Consider the following 23,989-nt stretch of genomic DNA (forward strand, 5'->3'; position numbering starts at 1 on the left):
GCTACTTCTTCGGCAGCTTCAGCTGGGACAGGTCGATGCCCTCGAGTCCGGGCGGCAATTCGTCCAGGCCCTTCGGCATGTTCGACAAATCCGGCATCCCCGCGGGAAGACCGCCGGGCGGCATTCCCGGGAACCCACCGGGCAGACCGCCGGGGAATCCCCCGCGCACCTTCGGCGGCGTCGGTCCCTTGCCCCCCTTCTTGCCCTTCTTGCCCTTCTTGCTGCGCTGCTGCTTCCGTGAACCGGGCATGCCCATCCGCCCGGCCATCGCGGCCATCATCTTGCGGGCCTCGAAGAAACGGTCGACGAGCTGGTTGACGTCGGAGACCTTGACGCCCGAACCGTTGGCGATCCGCAGCCTGCGGGAGGCGTTGATGATCTTGGGATCGTCGCGCTCGGCGGGGGTCATGCCGCGGATGATGGCCTGCACCCGGTCGAGCTGCTTCTCGTCGACGTTCGCGAGAGCGTCCTTCATCTGTCCGGCACCCGGGAGCATGCCCAGGAGGTTGCCGATGGGGCCCATCTTGCGGACGGCCATCATCTGCTCGAGGAAGTCCTCCAGTGTGAGCTGGCCCGAGCCGATCTTCTGTGCGGTGGCCTCGGCCTGCTCGGCGTCGAAGTGCTGCTCGGCCGCCTCGATCAGGCTGAGGACGTCACCCATGCCGAGGATGCGGCTGGCCATGCGATCGGGGTGGAAGACGTCGAAGTCCTCGAGCTTCTCACCCGTGGACGCGAACAGGATGGGCTGCCCGGTGACCTCGCGGACGCTGAGCGCCGCACCACCGCGGGCGTCGCCGTCGAGCTTCGTGAGCACGACACCGGTGAATCCGACACCCTCACGGAACGCCTCGGCCGTGCTGACCGCGTCCTGACCGATCATCGCGTCGAGAACGAAGATCGTCTCGTCCGGGTTCACGGCGTCGCGGATACCCGCCGCCTGCGCCATCAGGTCGGCGTCGATACCCAGGCGGCCCGCGGTGTCGACGATGACCACGTCGAACTGCTTGTTGCGGGCTTCCTCGACACCTGCCCGGGCCACCTCGATCGGGTCGGCCGCGGTGATGCCCAGCTCGTTGTCGCCGCCGCCGATGGACGTGCCGGGGTGCGGAGCGAACACCGTGGCGCCCGCCCTCTCGCCGACGATCTGCAGCTGGGTGACGGCGCCGGGACGCTGCAGGTCGCAGGCGACGAGGAGCGGGGTGTGCCCCTGGTCGCGCAGCCACTTCGCGAGCTTGCCTGCGAGCGTCGTCTTACCGGAACCCTGCAGACCGGCGAGCATGATGACCGTCGGCGGCGTCTTGGCGAACACCAGACGGCGGGTCTCGCCACCGAGGATCCCGACAAGTTCCTCGTTGACGATCTTGACGACCTGCTGCGCCGGGTTCAGCGCCGCCGACACCTCGACGCCCTTGGCGCGTTCCTTGATCTTGGCGATGAACGCGCGGACGACGGGCAGCGCGACGTCTGCCTCGAGCAGGGCCAACCGGATCTCACGGCAGGTGGCATCGATGTCGGCTCCGGAAAGGCGACCCTTGCCACGCAGATCCTTGAGGGTTCCGGTCAACCTGTCGGAAAGGGATTCGAACACCGAGTGCGCTCCTGAAGTCATACGAGTGTGCGGTGGATATTCTCGGGCACCAGCCTAGCCGCTCACGTCCTGCCGTTCATTCTCCCCCGCTGCCCTCCTGCTTCTTCGGCTTCGTCAGCGGAACGACGCCGAGGATCGCGCTCTCGACCTGTTCCCGGCTCGCCCGGGTGTCCCCGCCGCCGAGATCGAGGCAGAACGAGTCGATCACCGACGAACCCAGGGTGGTCACCCGCGCCCAGCGGACGTCGGCCCCGCACGTGTCGAACGCGTCGGCCAGCCTGGACAGCAGCCCCAGCCGATCCTCGGCCCTGAGCTCGAGGATGACCTCGCCGGGCGACGCGGTGTCGAACCAGATGACCCGCGGCGGCGCCTGCGCGTACTGCACCGGAACCGCGGCTTCGCCCCGTTCCTCCACGGCGGCCACGCGCTGGCTCTCGCGAGCCTCCTCTTCCTTGGCCGTCAGCATCTCCAGCAGATTCAGCTCTCCCGCCAGCGCGCGGATCAGCTCCTGCCGCAGCAGACCCGCCTGCGGCGGCGCCCCGAATCTCGGAGACACGACGAACGAATTGACAGCCGACCCCTCGGCACTGCCCAGCGACGCGGAGTGGACCCGCAGCGAATGAAGCGCGAGCACACCTGCCGCTTTCGACAGCAGACCACGCTGGTCGGGGGCGATGACCGTCACCACGTACGTGTGGGGACTGTCGGCGGGGACCAGCGCGACGTGCACGCCACCCGACGCCGCAAGCGCGACGTGTTCCGGATCGAGCGGATCGGGTGCGGGAAGAACCTCGCCCGCCATGACCATGCGGCAGCGCCGCACGAGTTCCCCGATCAGCGAGGACTTCCAGTCGCCCCACACACCGGGACCCGTCGCCAGTGAATCCGCCTCCGCCAGCGCGTGCAGCAACTCCAGCAGAACGCCGTCACCGCCGAGTGCCTCCACGACCTTCTCGACCGTCTCGGGATCGTCGAGGTCACGCCGCGTCGCGGTGTGCGGCAGCAGCAGATGGTGGCGCACGATCGCCGTCAGCAGCGCGACGTCCGAAGGCCACAATCCGAGACGCTTACCGATCTGGGTGGCCAGTTCCGCGCCGACCACACTGTGGTCGCCGCCGCGGCCCTTGCCGATGTCGTGCAGCAACGCACCGAGCATCAGCAGGTCCGGGCGCGCGACGCGGGTGGTGAACCCACTGGCGTAGGCGGCGGTCTCGACGAGGTGACGATCCACGGTCCACGTGTGCACCGCGTCCCGCGGCGGCAGATCCCGGACGGCACCCCACTCGGGAAGAAGCCTGCCCCACAGCCCGGTCCGATCGAGAGCCTCGATCGCCGCGACGGCACGGCTACCCGAGCCGAGCATCACCAGCAGATCGTTCAGCGCCTCCTTCGGCCACGGCTCGCGCAGCTCGGGGGCGTTGTCGGCCAAGCGATTCAGAGTGGACGCCGACATCGGCATCCCCGTCGTCGCCGACGCCGACGCGACCCGCAGCACGAGGCCGGGGTCCTTCGCCGGCCGGGCATCGCGCGCCAGCACCACTTCCCCGGCGTGCTCGACGACACCCTCGTCGAGGGGCCGTCGCACCGGTGGTCGGCGCAACCGCGCCAGACCGCGCCGCGGCAGGGCGTGTCCGGCCGTCCGCACACCGACCTCGACGGAATAGCTGATGGTGCGCGCGGCGTCGCTGAGCATGCGCGCGAGGTCGAATCGATCGCCGATCCGCAATGCGGCGCCGATCTCGTCGGCGTCCTGCGCTCGCAACTGATCCCGGGAGCGGCCTGCGACCCGGTGCAGTTCGGTGCGGACGTCGAGGAGCCGGCGATGTGCGAGTGCCAGTCCCCCGCCGGGCGACTCGGGACCGAGCCCGGGCATGCCGTCGGTGAGCTGCGCGATGGACAGCGCGTTGAGCAACTGTACGTCCCGCAGTCCACCGCGACCGCTCTTCAGGTCGGGCTCTGCGCGGTGGGCGATCTCGCCGCTGCGTTCCCAGCGCGACCGGGTCTGCTCGATGAGGCCGTCGAAACGGTTGCGGATGTCGGTGCGCCACTGCCGGCGCACCCCGCTGATGAGCAGATTGGTCAGCTCGACGTCGCCGACGATGTGACGGGCCTCGAGCATTCCCAGCGCCGCGGTGATGTCCGTGTCCGCCACCTGCAGGGCCTGAGGGATGGTGCGGACGCTGTGGTCGAGCTTGATGTGCGCGTCCCACAACGGATACCAGAGCTGGTCGGCCACCTGCGAGACGACCGTCGGATCCATGTCGTCGTGAAGCAGAAGGAGGTCGAGATCCGAATACGGCAGGAGTTCCCGGCGACCGAGCCCACCGACCGCGACGAGCGCGAAGCCGCTGTCGGGTTTGATGCCCAGCTCGGCACCCTTTGTGGTCAACCAGAACTCGTGCAGGTCGACGAGCGCGTGACGGAGCGCGGCAGCGTCGAGTCGACGCCCGTGACCTGCGGAATTCCTTGCGCCGGGGCTGGTCTCGGAGCCACCGGTGAGCAGTTGCCTGCGTGCGCGGGCCAGGTCCGCTGCTTGGTCCGATCCGCCTGACGCAACCGGCCCTGGTTCCGTCGCCTTGGCGACGGGACCAGGGCCGGTCTTACCGGACCCGTTGGGGTCAGAGCGCATCCGCGCCGCGTTCCCCGGTACGCACCCGGATCACCGACTCGACCGGTGAGACCCAGACCTTGCCGTCACCGATCTTGCCGGTGCGTGCCGCCTCGACGATCACCTCGACGACCTTGTCCACAGCAGCGTCGTCCACGACGACCTCGACCCGGACCTTCGGAACGAAATCGACCGAGTACTCGGCACCTCGGTAGACCTCGGTGTGGCCCTTCTGCCGGCCGTACCCCTGAACCTCGCTGACGGTCATCCCGAGGACGCCCGCCTGCTCGAGGCCCGTCTTCACGTCCTCCAGAGTGAACGGCTTGACAATTGCTGTGATCAGCTTCATTTCCTCATCCCTCCTTGCCGGATACACGAGCAGTTGCCGAGTTTCCGCCGAGAGCGGCGAAATCGTAGCCAGTTTCTGCGTGTTCCGACTCGTCCACTCCAAGTGATTCACCCTCGTCGCTGAGCCGCAGACCGATCGTGAACTTCACGATCAACGCGACGACGGCTGTACCGACGAGCGAGTAAAGCAGTACTGCTCCGGCGCCCACTGCCTGACGCCAGAGTTGGTCGAGGCCTCCACCATAGAACAGTCCGACAACACCCGCGGGCGCCTCAGCCGTTGCGACCAGGCCCACCATCAGCGTTCCGACGATGCCGCCGACGAGGTGGACACCGACGACATCGAGCGAGTCGTCGAATCCGAAGCGGAACTTGAGTCCGACCGCGAGCGCGCAGAGTGCGCCTGCCACGACGCCGATGGCAAGTGCGCCGAGGACGTTCACCGAGGAGCAGGAAGGCGTGATGGCAACCAGGCCGGCCACGATTCCGGACGCCGCGCCGAGTGTGGTGGCGTGGCCGTCGCGAATCCGCTCGACCAGGAGCCAGGCGAGCATGGCCGCGCACGTTCCGATGACGGTGGTGATGAAGGTTGCTCCGGCGATGCCGTTGGACCCGACGGCCGAACCGGCGTTGAAACCGAACCAGCCGAACCAGAGGAGGCCGGCGCCGAGCATCACGAAGGGCAGGTTGTGCGGGCGGAACGGGGTTCCCGGCCATCCCTTGCGCTTGCCGAGAATGATCGCGAGGACGAGGCCGGCGGCGCCGGCGTTGATGTGGACGGCGGTACCACCCGCGAAGTCGACCGCGGCGAGCTTGTTGGCGATCCAGCCACCGGTCTCGGCGGTGACACCGTCGAAGGCGAACACCCAGTGCGCCACGGGGAAGTACACGACCGTCGCCCAGAGGCCGGCGAACAGCAGCCAGGGCCCGAAGCGCAGGCGATCCGCCACGGCACCCGAAATGAGGGCGACGGTGATGATCGCGAACATGGCCTGGAACGCGACGAACACCGTCGCGGGGATGGTGCCGACGAGCGGGATCGCGGAATCGGCGATGACCGAACCTGCGTCGTCGGTCTCGGCGAGGTAGGACCCGCCGAACAGTCCCTTGAGTCCGAAGTACTGGAACGGATCACCGACAAGGTTTCCCTTGTCCTCACCGAAGGCCATGGAGTAGCCGTAGAGAACCCACAGGATGCCGACGACACCCATCGCGCTGATGCTCATCATGAGCATGTTCAGCACGCTCTTGGCCCGCACCATGCCGCCGTAGAAGAACGCAAGACCCGGAGTCATGAGCAACACGAGCGCGGCGCTGGTCAGCATCCACGCTGTGTCCCCGGTGTCCGGTGCACCGATAGTGGGGAAATCCACCTTGAGCCTCCTCCTTCTCTGCCCAGCCGGTAGCGGCTGACGACCTGAGAAGAAGGGTGCTCAGTTGGTGTTTCGGCTATGCCACTGCACTGTTTCGCGCTCGTGAACGCATCGGCCTATTTTGTTGCGTCCAGGTTTCGCCAGGCGATTTGCGGTCGGTTTCATCGCCCCGGAGCGGTCCGGGACCCCGCGACGACCCCGAATCGCTGCGTCAGCCGAGCAACGCGTCGACGAAGGCGCCCGGCTCGAACGGCGCCAGATCGTCGGCGCCCTCACCGAGCCCGACGAGCTTCACGGGAACCCCCAGTTCGTGCTGAACCTGGAACACGATGCCGCCCTTGGCGGTGCCGTCGAGCTTGGTGAGGACCACACCGGTGATGTCGACGACCTCGGCGAACACCCGCGCCTGCGCGAGGCCGTTCTGGCCGATGGTCGCGTCGAGGACGAGGAGCACGTCGTCGACCGAGGCCTTCTTCTCGATGACCCGCTTCACCTTGCCGAGCTCGTCCATCAGTCCCGTCTTCGTGTGGAGCCGGCCGGCGGTATCGATCAGCACGACGTCGACGCCGGTATCGATTCCCTTGGACACGGCGTCGAACGCGACGGCCGCCGGATCTGCGGCTTCCTTCCCGCGCACCACCTCGGCGCCCACTCGCTCGGCCCACGTCTGCAATTGGTCCGCGGCGGCGGCACGGAACGTGTCGGCGGCACCGAGCAGGACGCGCCTGCCGTCGGCCACGAGCACCCGTGCGAGCTTGCCGGTCGTGGTGGTCTTGCCGGTGCCGTTCACACCGACGACCAGCAGGACCGCCGGGTGGTCGTCGTGCGGCAGGGCACGGATCGAGCGATCGAGTTCCGGCCGGAGTTCGGCGACCAGGACTTCACGCAGCAGCGCGCGGGCATCGGCCTCGGTGCGGACGCTGCGCGATGCCATCTGCTCACGCAGCGACGTGACGATCTTCGTGGTGGTCGCCGAGCCGAGGTCGGCGATGAGGAGCGTGTCCTCCACCTCTTCCCAGGAGTCCTCGTCGAGATCACCACCACCGAGCAGTCCGAGCAGGCTCTTGCCCACCGCGGACTGGGAACGGGACAGCCGCCCCCGCAGGCGGTCGAGCCGTCCTTCGGTGGGGGCGATGACGTCGAGCACCGGCACGGCGGCAGCCGGTTCGGGTTCGGGTGCGGGCGCGACCTCGGGTTCCGCTTCGACCTCCGGCGCGACGACCGGCTCGTAGGTGACCGGCTCCGCCGGGGCCGTCGGCTTCTCCGGGGCCTTCTCCGGGGCCTTCTCAGGGGCCTTCTCAGGGGCCTTCTCCGGCGCCGGGGGCGCGACGACCTCGGGTTCGGGCGCGGCCACCTCGGGTTCGGGCGCCGGTTTCGGCAGAACCGGCTCGGGCGCAGGCGGACGCGGCGGTGCCGTCGCCGTCGACCCCTGGCTGAAGTTGAACCCGCCGTCCGCCCGGTAACTGCCCGAACGGTCCTTCTCCGCCGTGGTGACCTGCGGGGTGTCCGGCGCCTTCAGGGAAATCCGGCGACGCCGATACAGCAGGGACCCGACGACGAGAACGACGAGAAGTACGGCCAGTGCGGCCGCGATGGCAATCCAAGCTCCGGTAGTCACGCCGCCCATTGTTTCAGGCTCCGGATTTCGTCGCGCACTGCCTTCCCGCCCGCGCCGTCCCGGAGCGGGTCGAAATCAGGCGTCCGCGGCCGCCATGTCCTGGCCACGGAGCCGCTGGGAGATGACGGTGGTGATGCCGTCGCCGCGCATGCTGACGCCGTAGAGCGCGTCGGCCACCTCCATCGTCGGCTTCTGGTGGGTGATGACGATCAGCTGCGACTTCTCCCGCAACTGCTCGAACAACCCGATGAGACGACGCAGGTTCGTGTCGTCCAGCGCGGCCTCCACCTCGTCCATCACATAGAAAGGGGACGGCCTGGCCCGGAAGATCGCCACGAGCATCGCCACCGCCGTCAAAGACTTCTCGCCACCGGACAGCAGCGACAGCCGCTTGACCTTCTTGCCGGGCGGGCGGGCCTCCACCTCGATTCCGGTGGTCAGCATGTTCGACGGGTCGGTGAGCACCAGCCTGCCCTCACCACCGGGGAACAGCTTCGCGAACACTTGCACGAATTCGCGTTCGACGTCCGAATAGGCCTCGGTGAACACCTGCAGGATGCGGGCATCGACGTCGGCCACCACACCGAGGAGATCCTTGCGGGCGGTCTTCACGTCCTCGAGTTGAGTCGAGAGGAAGTTGTAGCGCTCCTCGAGTGCGGCGAACTCCTCGAGTGCCAGGGGGTTGACCTTGCCGAGCGTCGCCAGGTCCTTCTCGGCACGTTTCGCGCGACGTTCCTGCGTGGCGCGGTCGTACGGAATCGGTGCGGGCATCGTGACCTGCTCGCCGCGCTCTTTCGCCTGCTCGTACTCCTCCATCTCGAGTGCGGACGGCGGCAGCGCGACATCGGGGCCGTATTCGGCGATCAGATCGTCCAGGCCGATCCCGTGCTGTTCGAGGATCGCCTCCTCGAGCTGCTCGATGCGCAGCGCGGCCTGGGCGCGAGCCACCTCGTCGCGGTGCACGGCATCGGTGAGCGACGCCAGCTGTCCGGTCAGCTGACGCACCCTTTCCTTCACCTGTTCGAGTTGGGTCGTCCGCTCGGTGCGCGCCCGGGCGAGTTCGTCACGGTGCGCCATCGCGGCGTCGACGACGTCACCGAGGTGCTCGGCGACCCGCTGTCCCGACTCGGCGACCGCCGCCGCGACGGCGGCCGCGTTCTGGCGGGCCTTCATCACGCGTTCGGCGCGGGCGCGCGCGTCGCGTTCCACCTGTGCGGCGCGGCGCAGGGAGTCGGCCTTGCCGCGCACCGACTCGGCGCGCTCCTCGGCCGTGCGCACGGACAGCCGGGCTTCCACTTCCACGGCCCGCACTTCGGCCAGTGCGGCGGCCGCCATTTCACGATCGATGCTCGTCGTGTCGGAACCGCCCGTGTCGGCGCCGGCGGGCGACCCGTCCTGTTCCGCCAGGCGCAGCCGTTCCTCGAGTTCGGCGAGCGCGGTCAGTGTGTCCTCGCGGCCGCTCTCGGCCTTGTCGCGCTGCGCCATGAGCCGATCGGATTCTGCGTGCGCGGCCCGCGCGGCCTGGCCGAGGCGGCCGAGGCGCTCGTAGATGGCGGACATCGCGGCGTCGGACTCGTTCAGCGCGGCCAGTGCCTGCTCGGCGTTCTCCTGGCGGTCGGCCTGTTCCGCGACCGCGCCGGACAGTGCCGCGAACAGTTCCTCGGCGCGACGTTCGGCGCGGGCGAGATCCTGCACCGAGTTGTCGATGGCGGCCTGGACCTCGAGGGTGCTCGGCTGACGGTCCGATCCGCCGCTCATCCAGCCCGCTCCGAGGAGATCTCCGTCGCGGGTGACGGCGCGCACGTCGGGCCTGCGCCGGACGGTTTCGACGGCGTCGTCGAGGGAATCGACCACGACCACTCCAGCCAGGAGCGCCGCGAGTCCGGTCCGCAGTTCGGCAGGGCAGTCGATGACGTCGACGGCCCACCGGGCGCCGGAGTCCAGGTGTCCGCCGTTCGGCGCCGCCAGATCGGTTCCGATGACCAGGGACGCCCGACCGCTGTCCGTCTCCTTCAGCGCACCGACTGCGCTACGGGCGGCGTCGAGGGATTCGGCGACGACGGCGTCGGCGGCGGGGCCCATGGCGGCCGCGACGGCGCCCTCGTACCCCTTCTCGACGGTGATGAGGCCACCGATCGGTCCGCGGATGCCGTGTTCGCCGCGATTCTCGACGAGCCAGCCGGCGCCGTCCTTGCGTTCGAGGCCCATCGACAGTGCGTCGATCCGGGCACGCAGGGATGCCACTTCCTGCCCGGCTGCGCGCTCCTCGGCCTGGAGTTCGGTGACGCGTTCGGTGATCAGGCGCAGTGCCTCGACGGCACGCTCGTGGTGGGAATCCAGTCCGAGCTCGCCGGCGTCGAGGTCACCGATCTCGTCCTGGACGACCTCGAACTCTGACTGTGCCGCGTCGCCGCGCTGGCGGGCCTCCTCGATCGCGACGGTCAGCCGGGACACTTCGGCGTCGACGGAGTCGGCGCGGGTGCGCAGCGTGTCGACCTGGCCGGACAGCCGGGCCAGGCCTTCACGGCGGTCGGCGATCGCCCGGACCGCTGCCATGTGGGCTCGTTCCGCCTCGGCGGCGGTCTCCTCCCCCAGTGCCAGCTGCTCCTTGGCCGCGTCCAGCGCCGCGCGCGCCATCTCGACGGCTTCGACGAGCTCCATTTCCTCCGCGGCGATCCGGTCGGCGCGGGCCTCCATCTCGTCGGGATCCTGACCGCGGTTCGCGGAGGGCTCGGCGTCGAGGTGACGCGCCCGCTCGCGGGCGATGCGGATGGTCGCGTTGACGCGCTCGGCGAGTGCCGACAGCTGGAACCAGGTCTGCGCGGCCGCTTCCGCACCCGGTGTGAGCCTCGACAGTTCCTGTTCGTGCCGTCCCAGCTCGAGATTGGCTTCGTCGAGTGCCTCGGTGACCTGGTCGTGCTGCTCTCGCGCGATCTTCTCGTCCTGAGCCTGGCTGGCCAGGTCCTCGCGTCGCGTGACCAGGTCGTCCGCGGCGAGCCGCAGCTTCGCGTCGCGGAGGTCGGCCTGCACGGTCTGGGCGCGGCGTGCCACCTCGGCCTGCCGTCCGAGTGGTTTGAGCTGGCGCCGCAGTTCCGCCGTGAGGTCGTTCAGGCGCGCCAGGTTGGCCTGCATCGCGTCGAGTTTGCGGACCGCCTTTTCCTTGCGTTTGCGGTGCTTGAGGACACCGGCTGCTTCCTCGATGAACGCGCGCCGGTCCTCCGGACGGGATTCGAGGATGGCGGCGAGGCGACCCTGACCGACGATCACGTGCATCTCCCGGCCGATGCCGGAGTCGCTGAGCAGTTCCTGCACGTCCATCAGCCGGCACGAGCTGCCGTTGATCTCGTATTCGCCGGCTCCGTCGCGGAACATGCGCCGGGTGATCGACACCTCGGAGTAGTCGATCGGCAGGGCGCCGTCGGAGTTGTCGATGGTCAGCGTGACCTCGGCGCGTCCGAGGGGCGCCCGCCCGGCGGTGCCGGCGAAGATGACGTCTTCCATCTTGCCGCCGCGCAGCGCCTTCGCCCCCTGCTCGCCCATCACCCAGGTGAGCGCGTCGACGACGTTGGACTTACCCGACCCGTTGGGCCCCACGACACAGGTGATTCCCGGCTCGAATCGCAGAGTCGTTGCGGACGCAAAGGATTTGAATCCCTTCAGCGTCAGACTCTTCAGATGCATGACGGAGAACTTTACCTGCGGTTCACCGTTCCACGAACCCGGTGAGGTCGCCGCGGGCGGAATCCCATTGCTCCACGACGAGATCCACCGCGCCCGGCGTGTCTCCCGACCGCAGCAGCGTCAGGAGGGTCTCCAGCTTGTCGCGAGGCCCCTCGGCGATGACGAGCACGCGGCCGTCCTTCTGGTTGGCCGCGTATCCGACGAGGCCGAGTTCCAGCGCGCGGGCGCGGGTCCACCACCGGAATCCCACACCCTGCACGAATCCGTGCACCCACGCGGTCATTCTCTCCATGTCCGTCACGACCGTTCGAGTTTGTAGATCTTCCCGGTGAAGCTGGTGGCGTAGAGCGCGTCCGGATCCCAGCCCGGCCCGGCGCCGAACCGCACCGACGACACCAGCGGCAGCCCGGACGCGAGGGCGCAGCTCTCCCCCGTCGTGGGATCGACCCGCACCACTTTGCCGCCGCCGTTGTAGGCGACGTAGACGATGCCGTCCGGTCCGACGGTGAGATCGTCGGCCGCGTTGAGGGGCCCGGAGCCGGGCAGTTCGACCGACACGACGGGACCGCTCAGGTCGTCTTCGCGGAGGATGCGCAGCGTGGTGGTCGTGTCGAACGTCGTCACCGTGTAGACGTTGCCGTCGTGCGCGGCGAGACCGTCGACCGTTCCCAGATCGGTGCGCACGACCTCCGGTGTATGGGGATCCGCGGCGGGGACGCGGGTCAGCCCCGCCCCGGAGCCCAGATTCCGGGCGGTGAGAATGTCTCCGTTACTCAGCCGGACCAGCCCGTTCGGCATGACCAGCCCCTCGGCCACGGTTCGTCTGTCACTCGTGGCGAGGTTCACGACGTCGACCGTGCCGTTCGCCGAGCCCGTGACCCCGGCGGCGAAGGAGTTCCCCGTGGCGAAGTACGCGTCGGCACCGTCCACGGCGATTCCGCCGGGCGACTCGACCTCGGGCACGATCGGGGTGACGGTGCCGTCGGGGGCGACCCCGTCGAGGGCTCCGCCGCCGACCAGGCCTGTTCGCGACACCAGCATGGTGCCCGCCCCGTCGAAGGCCAGGTTCTCGAGAACCCCCGCCCCGGACGCCACCTCCGACACCGACCACGGGGTGCACGCGCCGCCGGGCGGCGAGAACGCGGGCCCAGCGGCCGCGGGCGCGACCACGAGCAGACCCGCGCAGAGCGCCGCCCCGCCCGCGAGCGCGGCCAGCTCACGCCGCATCATGCTTCTCTCTCGACGGTCAGCGTCACTTTCGTCCCGGCCTTCAGCGTCCGCCCGACCGTGCAGACCTTGTCCACCGACCGTTCCACGAGCGCCACCAGACGCTCCTGCGCATCGGCGTCGAGTTCGCTGAGGTCCAGCTCCATGACCTCGTCCAGCTGCGGGTACACCTCGTTCTCCCGGTCCGCGGCACCGGACACCCGGATGGTGGCGTCGTAGTTGTCGCCCAGCCGCCGCGACAGCGGGAAGTCCGAGCTCATTCCGCTGCACGCGGCGAGTGCGATCTTCAGGAGTTCCCCGGGGGTGAACACGCCCTCCACGCCCTCGGAGCCGATCAGGACCTCGGCGCCGCGCGAGCTGCGGCCGGTGTACCGCCGGGTGCCCGTTCGCTCGACCCACAGTGAGGTGGGCGCCGTCGTGTCGGAAGTCTGTTCTGCCATGCGCTCAATCCTGCCACCGATCCACGCACCACCAGGTAGGTGGGTGGGCGGCAGTGGTTTCCGCGCAATTGTGAACGAGGATTCTCAGCAGAGGGAACCGGTGGGCCGTAGGGTGAACCGACCAATGACGCCGAGACGTAGCGGGGAATGCAGATGGGCCAGATCGGTAGTGCGGGAGAGCGCCAACTTCAGTCCGAGTACGGGACCGAGGATCGTGCCGCCAAGTTCTACGCGGATCAGATGCTGGACCATCTCAATCCGACGATGATCGAGTTCATCGGACGCCAGGAGATCGCCTTCATCGCCACCGCCGACGCGTCCGGCGAATGCGACAACAGTCTGCGCGCCGGGACACCGGGATTCATGCACGTCATCGACTCGAAGACCCTCGCGTACCCGGAGTACCGCGGCAACGGCGTGATGGCGAGCCTCGGCAACATCCGGGAAAACCCGCACGTCGGAATCATTCTCGTGGACTTCGTGCAGGACCTCATCGGACTGCACGTGAACGGTTCGGCCCGGATCGTCGAAGACCCGGTCCTCCGCTCCGACATCGCGGATCTGCCTGCGGACCACACGAACGGCCGGATCCCGGAACGCTGGGTGGTGGTGGAGGTGGAGGAGGCATACATCCACTGCCGAAAGCACATTCCGAGAATGGCACCGGACCCCCGCCACCGCGAATGGGGCACCGACGACGTGAAACGCAAGGGCGGCGACTACTTCGACGCCAAGGCGACACCGCGCCACGACACCGACGGACAGTTCGCCGACGAGCCCGTGACCGCCGAACTCACACAGACGATTTCGCCGGGCTTCTCCGTGGGGCCGGCTGGCACTTCGGGCAACTGAACGACGAGCGGTTCATGAATTTCTCCCGCCGGATCGCGGTGCCGCACCGCGGGCACGGGCGATCCTCCTGACCGTAGGCGGACAGCGAACGGTCGAAATAGCCCGACTCGCCGTTGACGTTCACGTAGAGCGCGTCGAAGGACGTGCCGCCCTGCGTGAGTGCCTCACGCATGACCTCCCGGGCGGCCGTGAGCAGTTCACGGACCTTGGGACCACTCACCCTGTCAGTGAGCCGATTTCCGTGGATCTGTGCGCGCCACAGCGCCTCGTCCGCGTAGATGTTGCCGATGCCGGAGACGACGGTCTGGTCGAGAAGCGCACGCTTGATCTCGGTGTGCTTGCCGCGCACGACCTTCACGGTCGCCGCGAGGTCGAACCGCGGATCCAGTGGGTCACGGGCGATGTGCGCCACCGAGTCCGGCACGAGCGAGCCGTCGACGTCGACGAGCGGTGCCAGCGCCCAGCCCCCGAACGTCCGCTGGTCGACGAACCGGAGGTCGAGACCGGAATCGAGCCGGGCACGGATGCGCAGATGCTTCTCGGTCGGCAATTCCGGTGGCTGCACGAGCATTTGACCACTCATGCCGAGATGCACCACGAGAGCGACCGTGCTGGGTTCGAGGACCAGCCACAGATACTTTCCACGACGGTCGGCGCTCACGATGCGTTCGCCGGTGAGCTGTCCGGCGAGGTCTGCGGCGCCGGGCAGATGACGCCGGATCGCCCGCGGGTGCAGGATGTCGACGGAATCGATCGACGCCCCCACGATATGGCGTTCGAGTCCGCGCCGGACCACCTCGACTTCGGGCAGTTCAGGCACTGACGTCGTCGGCCGCTACGTCGGGGCCTGCGTCGGACAACGCATTCCACGCCGTGCTCGCAGCCTTCTGCTCGGCCTCTTTCTTGGAGCGGCCGATACCGACGCCGAGGGGCTTGCCGCCGACGATCACAGTGGCGGTGAACTCCTTGTCGTGGTCCGGGCCGGTCGCGGTGATCTCGTACGCCGGGACACCGACGCCACGCTCCGCGGTCAACTCCTGCAGACTCGTCTTCCAGTCCAGACCCGCACCGAGACGGGGGGCCCGCTGGAGGAGGTCGCTGAAGAGGTCGAGTACGACGCGTCGCGCCGTATCGATGCCGTGCTCGAGGTGGATGGCGCCGAGAATCGACTCCATGCCATCGGCCAGGATGCTCGGCTTGTCACGGCCACCGGTCATCTCCTCGCCCTTACCGAGCAGGAGATGGGCACCGAGGCCGCCCTCACCGAGACTGCGGGCCACCTCCGCGAGCGCGTGCATGTTGACGATGCTCGCACGGATCTTCGCGAGGTCGCCCTCGGACTTGTCCGGATGCGCAAGGTAGAGCTTCTCGGTGACGGTGACTCCGAGCACGGAGTCGCCGAGAAATTCGAGACGCTCGTTGGTGGGCAGACCACCGTTCTCGTACGCATACGAGCGGTGCGTCAACGCCAAGGTGAGCAGCGAAGGCTCGATTTCTACGCCGAGGGCGGCGAGGAGGGAAGCATGATCCTCCTCGCCGCCGGCGGGTGTATTACTGATGTCGCTCGTCACAACGCCTCTCCGCGGAGAACTAGACGGCGGCAGTGACCTGGCGGCCCTTGTATGTGCCACACGACGGGCACGCGACGTGGGGCAGCGTCTTCTCGCCGCAGCCACGGTTGGGGCAGGTGACGAGAGTAGGCACAGTGGTCTTCCACTGGCTGCGACGCGACCTCGTGTTGGATCGCGACATTCTGCGCTTGGGGACAGCCACTTCTACTTCTCCTCGGCTTCGGTGTTCACAAGATTCTTGCTGGGTTCTGATTCCACGCCAAATTTGGCTGCAAGACCAGCCCAGCGAGGATCAAGTATGTCATGCCCATGGCCAGATTCGGCAATCGCCAGGCGAACGCCACATTCTGGGCACAATCCTTGGCAGTCGTCACTGCAGAGCGGCTGCAATGGCAGTGCGAGGCCGACGGCATCGATCACGACGGGTTCGAGATCGATCTCGTCGTCCACGACGTGATAGACCTCCCCCTCCTCCGTGGTCTCTTCCGTAGTGCTGTCCGGGTATGCGAACAGCTCCGTGAGAGTCAGGTCCACCGTGTCGGAGAACGGCTCGAGACATCTCGAGCACTCCCCCACGGTGTCGGCTCGCAACGAACCGGTGACCAGGACCCCCTCGGATACGGCCTCCAATCGGAGATCGAGATCGATCTCCGATCCTTCCTCGATGGCGATCAGGTCGAGACCGATGCGCTGTGGCGCCGTCACCACCCGTTCCACGGTGCGCATCGAACCGGGACGACGGCCGAGTTTGACCGTGTCCAGCACGAAGTCCGCGTCCCGTCGGGAACGCGATGAGCTGTGGCGATGGGATGACAACAAACTTCACTTTCGAGAAAAGGGAAACGACAAAGGGCAACCACTCCACGATACGCAATCTGCGCGGTGGAGCCAAATTCGATCGAGTGCGGCGACCCGACCGTCGCTCAGCGGCGACGCTCGGCGCGGCGGTCGTCGACGTCGTAGTCCGAGGCGTAGTCGGGAACACCCGAACCGGTCCGCAACTGCTGACGTCCCCGGCCGACGGACCGGACGGTGCCGTTCAGGAAGTCCTCGAATTCCGCGAGCTTCGTGTCGACGTACAGATCGCAGTCCGAGCGGAGACGATCGGATTCGGCGTGCGCGGAGTCGATCACCCGGGCAGACTCGGCGTGCGCCTCCTGGACGACCTCCGTCTGCGAGACGAGGCGCGCCTGCTCCGCCGTGCCCTCCGCAACGGACCTCTCGTACGATGCCTTGCCCGACTCGATCATGCGATCTGCCTCGGCCCGCGCTCGACCCGTGAGTGCGTCGTACTCGCGCTGGCCTTCCGCGACCGAGGACTCGGCCTCGGCGCGCGCGTCGGTGACCAACTGCTCGGCGTGCGCGCGGGCCTCGGCGACCATCCGGTCGGCCTGCGCCTTCGCGTCCGCCAGAATGCGGTCGGCGTCGTCTCGCGCGTTCTCGATGGTGGAGTTCGCCTCGGCGTTGGCGCTGGAGATCGTCTTCTCCGCGTTGGACCGCGCGTCCCCCACCAGTTTGTCCTTGTGGTCCAGGACGTCCTGGGCGTCGTCGAGTTCACCGGGAATCGCATCGCGCACGTCGTCGAGCAGTTCGAGGACGTCACCGCGTGGAACCACGCAGCCGGCGGTCATCGGTACGCCGCGTGCCTCTTCGACAATCGCGACAAGTTCGTCGAGCGCCTCGAATACCCGGTACACAAGCAACCCCAATCATCCATGACCCTCAGCAGGTCGGCGCAGCCTTCTCCGTGCAAGTCTGCCCGACCGGACGCCGAGGGTGTGTCGTGGCAGCCGGTGTGTCGGGTATCAGCTGCTCTCGGCGGCGCGCTCGGCGATCCTCGCGAGAAGACGGGCGTGGACCTTCTCGGGCAGCATGTCGGAGACGTCGCCACCGAACGTGGCCACTTCCTTCACGAGCGAACTCGACAGGTAGCTGTACGTGGGATTGGTCGGGATGAAGAGGGTGTCGACACCACTGAGCTTCTGGTTCATCTGCGCCATCTGCAGCTCGTAGTCGAAGTCGTTGGCGCCGCGCAGGCCCTTGACGATCGCTGTGATCCCTTGCTGCTTGGCGTAATCCACCAGCAGGCCGTGCCAGGACGAGACCCGCACGTTGGGCAGCTCACTGGTCGAGTCTTCGAGCATCTCGATGCGCTCTTCGACGGTGAACAGGCCACGCTTGCTCTTGTTGACCATGACCGTCACGATGACCTCGTCGAACTGCGCGGCAGCTCTGCCGATCACGTCAAGGTGGCCATTGGTCACGGGGTCGAAGGATCCGGGGCAGACAGCGCCAGTCATGAGTCCAGACCGTAGCAGGTCGCCAATTCGATTCTCGCCTCGCCGTACTTCTTCGCCTTGACGGGTGCGAAGCCTTCGGGCCAGGCCGTCTCGGGTGACCTCGACGACCGTTCGAGCACCACGATCGAGCCGTCGCCGACCCAGCCGTTGACCCGCAGGTGGCCGAGCACCGTCTGCACCGCCTGGTCGTCGACGGCGTACGGCGGATCCGCCATCACCAGGTCGTACGGCCGGTCGGCGGTGCCCGCGAGCACCGCCGCCACCGGAGCGCCGCGCACTTCCGCGCCCGGTAGACCGACGGTGCTCACGTTGTGTTTGATGATGCCCGCCGCTTTCGCGTCGGACTCGACGAGGACCACGCGGTCCGCGCCCCGGGAGAGCGCTTCCAGGCCGAGCGCCCCCGATCCCGCGTAGAGATCGAGGACGGACGCGCCCTCGAGGTCCATCCGGCTGTGCAGTGCGCTGAACAATGCCTCGCGGACCCGGTCCGAGGTGGGCCGGGTCCCGCTCGGCGGGACCCGCAGGCGTCGACCGCCCGCGAGTCCCGCGATGATCCGAGTCACTCGCTCGCGGACTCCCCTGTCGCCACGACGGCGAGCAGGTCGCCGCCCTCCACCTGTTGGACCGATCCGATGGCCAGCCGGGAGACCGTGCCACTCCGCGGGGCGGTGATGGCCGCTTCCATCTTCATGGCCTCGATGGTCGCGATCGTGTCGCCCGCGGAGATGTGCTGGCCCTCGGTCACGGCGAGGGTCACCACACCGGCGAACGGCGCCGGCACGTGGCCGGGGTTGTTCTTGTCCGCCTTCTCCGCGGCGGGCATCTCACTGGAGATGGACCGGTCGCGCACCGACACCGGACGCAGCTGCCCGTTGAGGATGCACATGACGGTGCGGTATCCCCGCTCGTCGGGTTCGGAGATGGCCTCGAGCCCGATGATCAGCTCGACACCCTGCGCGAGGCGGACCCGGTGCTCGTCGCCGCGGCGCAGGCCGTAGAAGAACTGGTTGGCCGAGAGCTGCGACGTGTCGCCGTACTTGTCGCGGTGCTCGAGGAATTCCTTCGTCGGGCCGGGGAACAGCAACCGGTTGAGCGTCGCGCGGCGTTCCGCGGACGTGCCGGAGAGGGCCTTCTCGTCCTCCGCGGACAGCGGCACCTCCGGCTTCGCTTCGCCGCGGCCTTCGAGTGCCCGGGTGCGGAACGGTTCGGGCCAGCCACCGGGCGGGGTGCCCAGTTCGCCGCGCAGGAATCCGACCACCGAGTCGGGGATGTCGAACTTCGCCGGGTTGTCCTTGAATTCCTCGGTGGAGGCACCGGATCCGACGAGGTGCAGGGCGAGGTCGCCGACGACCTTCGACGACGGGGTGACCTTCACGAGGCGGCCGAGCATGCGGTCGGCGGCCGCGTACTTGGCCTCGACCTCCTCGAACTTGTCGCCGAGACCGAGGGCCACGGCCTGGGTGCGCAGGTTCGACAGCTGACCGCCCGGGATCTCGTGCGTGTAGACGCGTCCGGTCGGGGCCGGCAGCCCCGACTCGAAGGGCTTGTAGACCTTGCGCAGCGCCTCCCAGTACGGCTCGAGGTCGCACACGGCCTGCAGGTCCAGGCCGGTGTCGTACTCCGAATGCGCGGCGGCCGCCACGATCGCCGACAACGCCGGCTGACTGGTGGTGCCCGCCAGCGCGGCCGAGGCCCCGTCGACCGCGTCCGCGCCTGCCTGCCACGCGGCCAGGTAGGTCGCGAGCTGACCACCCGGGGTGTCGTGGGTGTGCACGTGCACGGGCAGGTCGAAGTTCTTGCGCAGCGCCGTCACCAGGGTGGTGGCGGCCGGGGCGCGAAGCAGTCCGGCCATGTCCTTGATCGCGATGACGTGCGCACCGGCCTCGACGATTTCCTCCGCCAGGCGCAGGTAGTAGTCGAGGGTGTACAGGTTCTCGTTCGGGTTCGACAGGTCGCCCGTGTACGACAGCGCGACCTCGGCGAGCGCGGTGCCGGTCTCGCGGACGGCGTCGATGGCCGGCCGCATCTGGTCGACGTTGTTGAGGGCGTCGAAGATGCGGAAGATGTCGATGCCGCTGTTCGTGGCTTCCTCGACGAACGCCCGCGTCACCTTCTCCGGGTACGGGGTGTACCCGACGGTGTTCCGGCCACGCAGCAGCATCTGCAGGCAGATGTTCGGCACGGCCTCACGCAGCGCCGACAGCCGGTACCAGGGATCCTCGTGCAGGAACCGCAGAGCCACGTCGTAGGTGGCACCACCCCAGGCCTCGATGGAGAGCAGTTCCGGGGTCAGCCGGGCGACGTGTCCGGCGACGTCGAGCAGACCGCTGGTGCGCACGCGGGTCGCGAGCAGCGACTGGTGTGCGTCGCGGAACGTGGTCTCCGTGACGGCGAGGGCCTTCTGCTCCCGCAGTGCCTTGGCGAATCCTTCCGGGCCGAGGGCGAGGAGCTTCTGGCGACTGCCGTCCGGCGGCGGGGTGGACAGGTCGATCTGGGGCAGCTTGTCGCGCGGGTACACAGCCGACGGCCGCTCGCCGTGCGGCTTGTTGACGGTCACGTCGGCGAGGTAGGTGAGGATTTTGGTGCCACGGTCCGCGGAGCTGCGCAGCGTGAGCAGCTGGGGGCGCTCCTCGATGAAGGACGTGGTGACCCGGCCGGCCTTGAAATCGGGGTCGTCGAGCACCGCCTGCAGGAACGGGATGTTCGTCGACACGCCGCGGATGCGGAACTCGGTGACCGCGCGGCGGGCCCGGGCGACGGCGGTTTCGAAGTCGCGGCCGCGGCAGGTGAGCTTGACGAGCATCGAATCGAAGTACGCGGAGACCTCTGCGCCGACCGACGTTCCGCCGTCGAGGCGGATACCGGCACCACCCGGGGTGCGGTAGCCGGTGATCCGACCGGTGTCCGGGCGGAACCCGTTGGCGGGGTCTTCGGTGGTGATGCGGCACTGCAGGGCCGCACCGCGCAGCGTGATCTTGTCCTGGCTCAGGCCCAGATCCGCGAGGGTCTCCCCCGACGCGATCCGCAACTGCGATTGCACGAGGTCGACGTCCGTGACCTCTTCGGTGACGGTGTGCTCGACCTGGATGCGGGGGTTCATCTCGATGAAGACGTGGTTGCCGCGGGTGTCGAGGAGGAATTCGACGGTGCCGGCACAGGAATAGTTGATCTCCTTCGCGAACGCGACGGCGTCCGCGCAGATCTTCGCCCGCAGCTCTTCCGAGAGGTTCGGGGCAGGCGCGAGCTCGATCACCTTCTGGTGACGGCGCTGCAGCGAGCAGTCGCGCTCGAACAGGTGGATGACGTTGCCCTGACCGTCGGCCAGGATCTGGACCTCGATGTGACGCGGGTCGACGACGGCCTGCTCGAGGAACACCGTCGGGTCGCCGAACGCCGACTCGGCCTCACGCGCGGCGGCCTCGATGGACTCCTTGAGCTGAGCCCGCTCGGCGACGCGCCGCATGCCGCGGCCACCGCCGCCGGCGACGGCCTTCACGAACAGCGGGAACTGCATGGTCTCGGCCGCGGCCAGCAACTCGTCCACGTCGGCGGACGGCTCCGAGGACGCCAGCACCGGCAGACCGGCGGCCTTCGCCGCGGCGATCGCGCGTGCCTTGTTGCCGGTGAGCTCGAGTACCTCGGCGGACGGACCCACGAACGTGATGCCCGCCTCGGCGCACGCGGCGGCGAGATCCGGGTTCTCGGAAAGGAAGCCGTAGCCGGGGTAGATGGCGTCGGCGCCTGCCTGCTTGGCCGCGGAGACGATCTCGTCGACGGAGAGGTACGCCCGAACCGGGTGTCCCTCCTCGCCGATCTGATAACTCTCATCAGCCTTCAGACGGTGGATCGAGTTCCGATCCTCGTACGGGAACACCGCGACCGTTCCAGCACCTAGTTCGTAGGCGGCACGGAAAGCGCGGATCGCAATTTCGCCACGGTTGGCGACCAGGACTTTGGAGAACATTGGAGCAAACTACCCCGCCGTCGACGGCCGCGGATAAATGGCATCCCACATTTCAGGATCCTCCACAAACTTCACAAAGACCCCCCTGACGTGTGCGAATTCTGCAACAGACCCGAAACAGACGAGCAAAGATTTACGTGAAGCGAAGTAAGTTCTCACGTTTTCTCCAGATATTCGATGCGGTCCGCGTCGAGCGCCGACGTCACCATCGCCGACAGTCCGGGATGGTTCTCGAGGCGCGGGTCGTCTGCGATCACCGAACGCGCGAACTCGGACGCCGCGGCGATGACGTCCTCGTGGCCGAGCAGCGACAACAGCCGCAACGTGGACGTCGTGCCCGACTGCGCCGCACCGAGAATGTCGCCCTCGCGGCGCGTGGCGAGGTCGAGTTGCGCGAGTTCGAAGCCGTCGTTGGTCGACGCCACGCTCGACAATCGCTCGTAGGCGGGACCGCCCGGATTCATCTTCGTGACGAGAATGCACAGGCCCTGGTGTTTGCCACGGCCGACGCGTCCGCGCAGCTGGTGCAGCTGACTCACACCGAAACGGTCCGCGTCGACGATCACCATGATCGTCGCGTTCGGGACGTCGACACCGACCTCCACGACCGTGGTGCACACGAGGACGTCGATATCGCCGGCCGTGAAGTCGCGCATCACCGCGTCCTTCTCGTCCGCGGGAAGCCGGCCGTGCAGCAGACCCACCCGCAGGTCCGGCATGACGCTGCCGCTCAACTCCTCGAACACCTCGACGGCGGACTTCGTCTCGGGCGCCTTCTCGTCGAACGCGTCTTCACCGTCACCCTTCTCTCCGTCGCCGATGCGCGAGCACACGACGTACGCCTGCCGCCCCTCGGCCACGTCCTCGCGGATCCGTTCCCACGCGCGCGCGACCCACTGCGGCTTCTGCGACGCGGGTACCACACTGCTCTTGATCGGTGACCGCCCCTTCGGCAGCTGGCGCAGCGTCGACACCTCGAGATCGCCGAGCACCGTCATCGCGATGGTGCGGGGAATCGGCGTCGCCGTCATCACCAGCAGATGCGGGCTCATGCCCTCCCGCGCCCTCGACCGCAGCCGGTCGCGCTGCTCGACACCGAACCGGTGCTGCTCGTCGACCACCACCATCCCGAGATTGAAGAATTCGACGTTGTCCTGGATCAGGGCGTGCGTGCCGATGACGATCCCGGCGTCGCCGGTGATCGCCTCGTTCAGAGCCGTGCGTTTGGCGGCGACCGGCATCGACCCCGTCAGCAGCGCCACCCGTGTGGCCTTCTCGTGCGCCCCGAGCTCCCCCGCGGTCGCGAGGGGGCCGAGCATCGCCCGCAGCGACCGGGCGTGCTGCGTCGCGAGGACCTCGGTCGGCGCGAGCAGGGCGCACTGGTAGCCGGCGTCGACCACCTGGAGCATGGCGCGCAGGGCCACGATCGTCTTACCCGAACCCACCTCACCCTGCAACAGCCTGCTCATCGGGTGCGGCTGCGCCAGATCGGCCGAGATCTCGTCGGCGACCGCGTGCTGACCGTCGGTGAGCTGGAACGGAAGCATTTTCTCGAACACGTCCGCGATCCCGCCGGGCACGGGCGGGCACTCGGGCGCGACTCGCTCGGCGTTGTCGTGGCGGCGACGGGCGAGAACCAGCTGCAGCGCCGTCGCCTCGTCGAACCGCAGACGGTCGTGGGCGTTCTCCACGTCCTCGCGGGTGTCGGGCAGGTGGACCGACCGGAGGGCTTCGTCGAGACCGATCAGGTCGCGTTCGGCCCGGATGTCTTCCGGCAGGGGGTCGTCGACGTGATCGAGCTGGTCCAGGATCTGGCGGACGCACTTCATGATCGTCCAGCTCTCCACGTCCCGGGTGGCCGGATAGAGCGGGATCAGCGCCCGGTCGAACACGGACAGGTCGACCCCCGCACCGGGTTCCTGCGACGCCCGGGCGATTCCCGCGAGATCCCCGGCACCGCGGATCCTGTCGACGTTCACGACGGGGTCCTCGCTGCCGGCACGCGGCTCGGGAAGGATGAGGTAGCTCGGATGGGTGAGGCTCCACTTCTGGCGGAAGTACTTGACCGTTCCCGAGAACATCGCGCGCACACCCGGCTTGATCACGTGCTTGACCTTCTGCGGGCTGAAGAACGTGACGTCCACGTTCTGGGTGTCGGTCGACAGGACCACCTTGAGCATGCTGCCCGGCCGGTTCTTCATCTTCACGACGGCCGCGGACGTGACCCGGGCGATGATCGTGATGTGCTCGCCCTCCGGCGGGTCCTTCTCCGCGAGCTCGCGGCCCTGCGAGGCGTACCGGTGCGGGTAATGCCGCAGCAGGTCCTCGACCGTGCGGATGTCGAACGCCTCCTCGAGCGCGTCGGCGGTCTTCTTCCCCAGCAGATGATCGAGCCGGTCGGACAATGTGGCCATCGAAT

At 68.1% G+C, this 23,989-nt stretch carries 19 protein-coding genes; 1 reads left to right on the plus strand and 18 read right to left on the minus strand.

What is annotated here, in order from left to right; translation table 11 throughout:
• Position 1: 1 nt before the first annotated feature.
• From ffh to HGB39_RS24105, 9 genes are all read right to left on the minus strand, one after another.
• Entirely contained in the window at positions 2 to 1,588 is a 1,587-nt protein-coding gene (gene ffh, locus HGB39_RS24065) for a signal recognition particle protein (protein WP_005564859.1), read from the minus strand.
• Positions 1,589 to 1,664: 76 nt separating this feature from the next.
• Positions 1,665 to 4,217: a [protein-PII] uridylyltransferase gene (locus tag HGB39_RS24070; protein ID WP_005564857.1), complete on the minus strand. Its 2,553-nt coding sequence runs from the start codon at positions 4,215 to 4,217 to the stop codon at positions 1,665 to 1,667.
• Complete coding sequence (locus tag HGB39_RS24075; protein WP_005240467.1) at positions 4,207 to 4,545, minus strand: P-II family nitrogen regulator; 339 nt, start codon at positions 4,543 to 4,545, stop codon at positions 4,207 to 4,209. Before HGB39_RS24075 ends, HGB39_RS24070 begins: the two co-directional genes overlap by 11 nt.
• 4 nt (positions 4,546 to 4,549) lie before the next feature.
• Positions 4,550 to 5,869 (minus strand): ammonium transporter, encoded by a 1,320-nt coding sequence (locus HGB39_RS24080; protein WP_210752954.1) that lies wholly within the window; start codon positions 5,867 to 5,869, stop codon positions 4,550 to 4,552.
• Between the two features lie 259 nt (positions 5,870 to 6,128).
• Positions 6,129 to 7,544: a signal recognition particle-docking protein FtsY gene (gene ftsY / locus HGB39_RS24085; protein ID WP_005564856.1), complete on the minus strand. Its 1,416-nt coding sequence runs from the start codon at positions 7,542 to 7,544 to the stop codon at positions 6,129 to 6,131.
• A 66-nt stretch (positions 7,545 to 7,610) separates the two neighbouring features.
• Positions 7,611 to 11,216, minus strand: coding sequence for a chromosome segregation protein SMC (gene smc, locus HGB39_RS24090; protein WP_005564854.1), 3,606 nt, complete (start codon positions 11,214 to 11,216; stop codon positions 7,611 to 7,613).
• Between the two features lie 22 nt (positions 11,217 to 11,238).
• A complete protein-coding gene (locus HGB39_RS24095; protein WP_011598391.1) occupies positions 11,239 to 11,508 on the minus strand; it encodes an acylphosphatase in 270 nt (89 codons plus the stop codon).
• Positions 11,509 to 11,513: 5 nt separating this feature from the next.
• Positions 11,514 to 12,443: a hypothetical protein gene (locus tag HGB39_RS24100; protein ID WP_081276545.1), complete on the minus strand. Its 930-nt coding sequence runs from the start codon at positions 12,441 to 12,443 to the stop codon at positions 11,514 to 11,516.
• Positions 12,443 to 12,883, minus strand: a complete 441-nt coding sequence (locus HGB39_RS24105) for an OsmC family protein (protein ID WP_005240454.1) — start codon at positions 12,881 to 12,883, stop codon at positions 12,443 to 12,445. Before HGB39_RS24105 ends, HGB39_RS24100 begins: the two co-directional genes overlap by 1 nt.
• Before the next feature lie 147 nt (positions 12,884 to 13,030).
• On the opposite strand from HGB39_RS24105, the gene HGB39_RS24110 reads away from it, so the two are divergent.
• A complete protein-coding gene (locus HGB39_RS24110; protein WP_005566196.1) occupies positions 13,031 to 13,735 on the plus strand; it encodes a pyridoxamine 5'-phosphate oxidase family protein in 705 nt (234 codons plus the stop codon).
• Here HGB39_RS24110 and mutM read toward each other — a convergent pair.
• The 9 genes from mutM to recG form a co-directional block, all read right to left on the minus strand.
• Positions 13,677 to 14,555: a bifunctional DNA-formamidopyrimidine glycosylase/DNA-(apurinic or apyrimidinic site) lyase gene (gene mutM, locus HGB39_RS24115; RefSeq protein ID WP_005566194.1), complete on the minus strand. Its 879-nt coding sequence runs from the start codon at positions 14,553 to 14,555 to the stop codon at positions 13,677 to 13,679. The two genes, HGB39_RS24110 and mutM, sit on opposite strands and share 59 nt — an antisense overlap.
• A complete protein-coding gene (rnc, locus tag HGB39_RS24120; protein ID WP_005566192.1) occupies positions 14,548 to 15,306 on the minus strand; it encodes a ribonuclease III in 759 nt (252 codons plus the stop codon). The genes mutM and rnc overlap by 8 nt, the downstream gene beginning before the upstream one ends.
• A gap of 19 nt (positions 15,307 to 15,325) precedes the next feature.
• Complete coding sequence (gene rpmF, locus HGB39_RS24125) at positions 15,326 to 15,508, minus strand: 50S ribosomal protein L32 (RefSeq protein WP_005240446.1); 183 nt, start codon at positions 15,506 to 15,508, stop codon at positions 15,326 to 15,328.
• A gap of 2 nt (positions 15,509 to 15,510) precedes the next feature.
• On the minus strand, positions 15,511 to 16,071 hold the full coding sequence (locus tag HGB39_RS24130) for a YceD family protein (RefSeq protein WP_005259408.1): 561 nt from the start codon (positions 16,069 to 16,071) through the stop codon (positions 15,511 to 15,513).
• A 158-nt stretch (positions 16,072 to 16,229) separates the two neighbouring features.
• Positions 16,230 to 17,003, minus strand: a complete 774-nt coding sequence (locus tag HGB39_RS24135) for a DivIVA domain-containing protein (protein ID WP_005566190.1) — start codon at positions 17,001 to 17,003, stop codon at positions 16,230 to 16,232.
• A gap of 108 nt (positions 17,004 to 17,111) precedes the next feature.
• Positions 17,112 to 17,606, minus strand: a complete 495-nt coding sequence (gene coaD, locus HGB39_RS24140) for a pantetheine-phosphate adenylyltransferase (protein ID WP_005240440.1) — start codon at positions 17,604 to 17,606, stop codon at positions 17,112 to 17,114.
• On the minus strand, positions 17,603 to 18,169 hold the full coding sequence (gene rsmD / locus HGB39_RS24145) for a 16S rRNA (guanine(966)-N(2))-methyltransferase RsmD (protein ID WP_005566189.1): 567 nt from the start codon (positions 18,167 to 18,169) through the stop codon (positions 17,603 to 17,605). Before rsmD ends, coaD begins: the two co-directional genes overlap by 4 nt.
• Positions 18,166 to 21,570 (minus strand): pyruvate carboxylase, encoded by a 3,405-nt coding sequence (locus HGB39_RS24150; RefSeq protein ID WP_005259420.1) that lies wholly within the window; start codon positions 21,568 to 21,570, stop codon positions 18,166 to 18,168. The genes rsmD and HGB39_RS24150 overlap by 4 nt, the downstream gene beginning before the upstream one ends.
• A gap of 155 nt (positions 21,571 to 21,725) precedes the next feature.
• The gene (gene recG / locus HGB39_RS24155; RefSeq protein WP_005566188.1) at positions 21,726 to 23,984 is read right to left on the minus strand and encodes an ATP-dependent DNA helicase RecG; all 2,259 of its coding nucleotides are present in this window, start codon (positions 23,982 to 23,984) and stop codon (positions 21,726 to 21,728) included.
• Positions 23,985 to 23,989 lie beyond the last annotated feature (5 nt).

It is taken from the genome of Rhodococcus opacus (assembly GCF_012396235.1).
Classification (GTDB): Bacteria; Actinomycetota; Actinomycetes; order Mycobacteriales; family Mycobacteriaceae; genus Rhodococcus_F; species Rhodococcus_F opacus.

Bases quoted from the DNA above. Each gene is read 5' to 3' on its own strand.
- HGB39_RS24070 (WP_005564857.1), bottom strand. From the start codon at position 4,217: ATGCGCTCTGACCCCAACGGGTCCGGTAAGACCGGCCCTGGTCCCGTC.
- HGB39_RS24075 (WP_005240467.1), bottom strand. From the start codon at position 4,545: ATGAAGCTGATCACAGCAATTGTCAAGCCGTTCACTCTGGAGGACGTG.
- HGB39_RS24080 (WP_210752954.1), bottom strand. From the start codon at position 5,869: ATGCTGACCAGCGCCGCGCTCGTGTTGCTCATGACTCCGGGTCTTGCG.
- ftsY (WP_005564856.1), bottom strand. From the start codon at position 7,544: ATGGGCGGCGTGACTACCGGAGCTTGGATTGCCATCGCGGCCGCACTG.
- smc (WP_005564854.1), bottom strand. From the start codon at position 11,216: ATGCATCTGAAGAGTCTGACGCTGAAGGGATTCAAATCCTTTGCGTCC.
- HGB39_RS24095 (WP_011598391.1), bottom strand. From the start codon at position 11,508: ATGGAGAGAATGACCGCGTGGGTGCACGGATTCGTGCAGGGTGTGGGA.
- HGB39_RS24100 (WP_081276545.1), bottom strand. From the start codon at position 12,443: ATGCGGCGTGAGCTGGCCGCGCTCGCGGGCGGGGCGGCGCTCTGCGCG.
- HGB39_RS24105 (WP_005240454.1), bottom strand. From the start codon at position 12,883: ATGGCAGAACAGACTTCCGACACGACGGCGCCCACCTCACTGTGGGTC.
- HGB39_RS24110 (WP_005566196.1), top strand. From the start codon at position 13,031: ATGCAGATGGGCCAGATCGGTAGTGCGGGAGAGCGCCAACTTCAGTCC.
- coaD (WP_005240440.1), bottom strand. From the start codon at position 17,606: ATGACTGGCGCTGTCTGCCCCGGATCCTTCGACCCCGTGACCAATGGC.
- HGB39_RS24150 (WP_005259420.1), bottom strand. From the start codon at position 21,570: ATGTTCTCCAAAGTCCTGGTCGCCAACCGTGGCGAAATTGCGATCCGC.
- recG (WP_005566188.1), bottom strand. From the start codon at position 23,984: ATGGCCACATTGTCCGACCGGCTCGATCATCTGCTGGGGAAGAAGACC.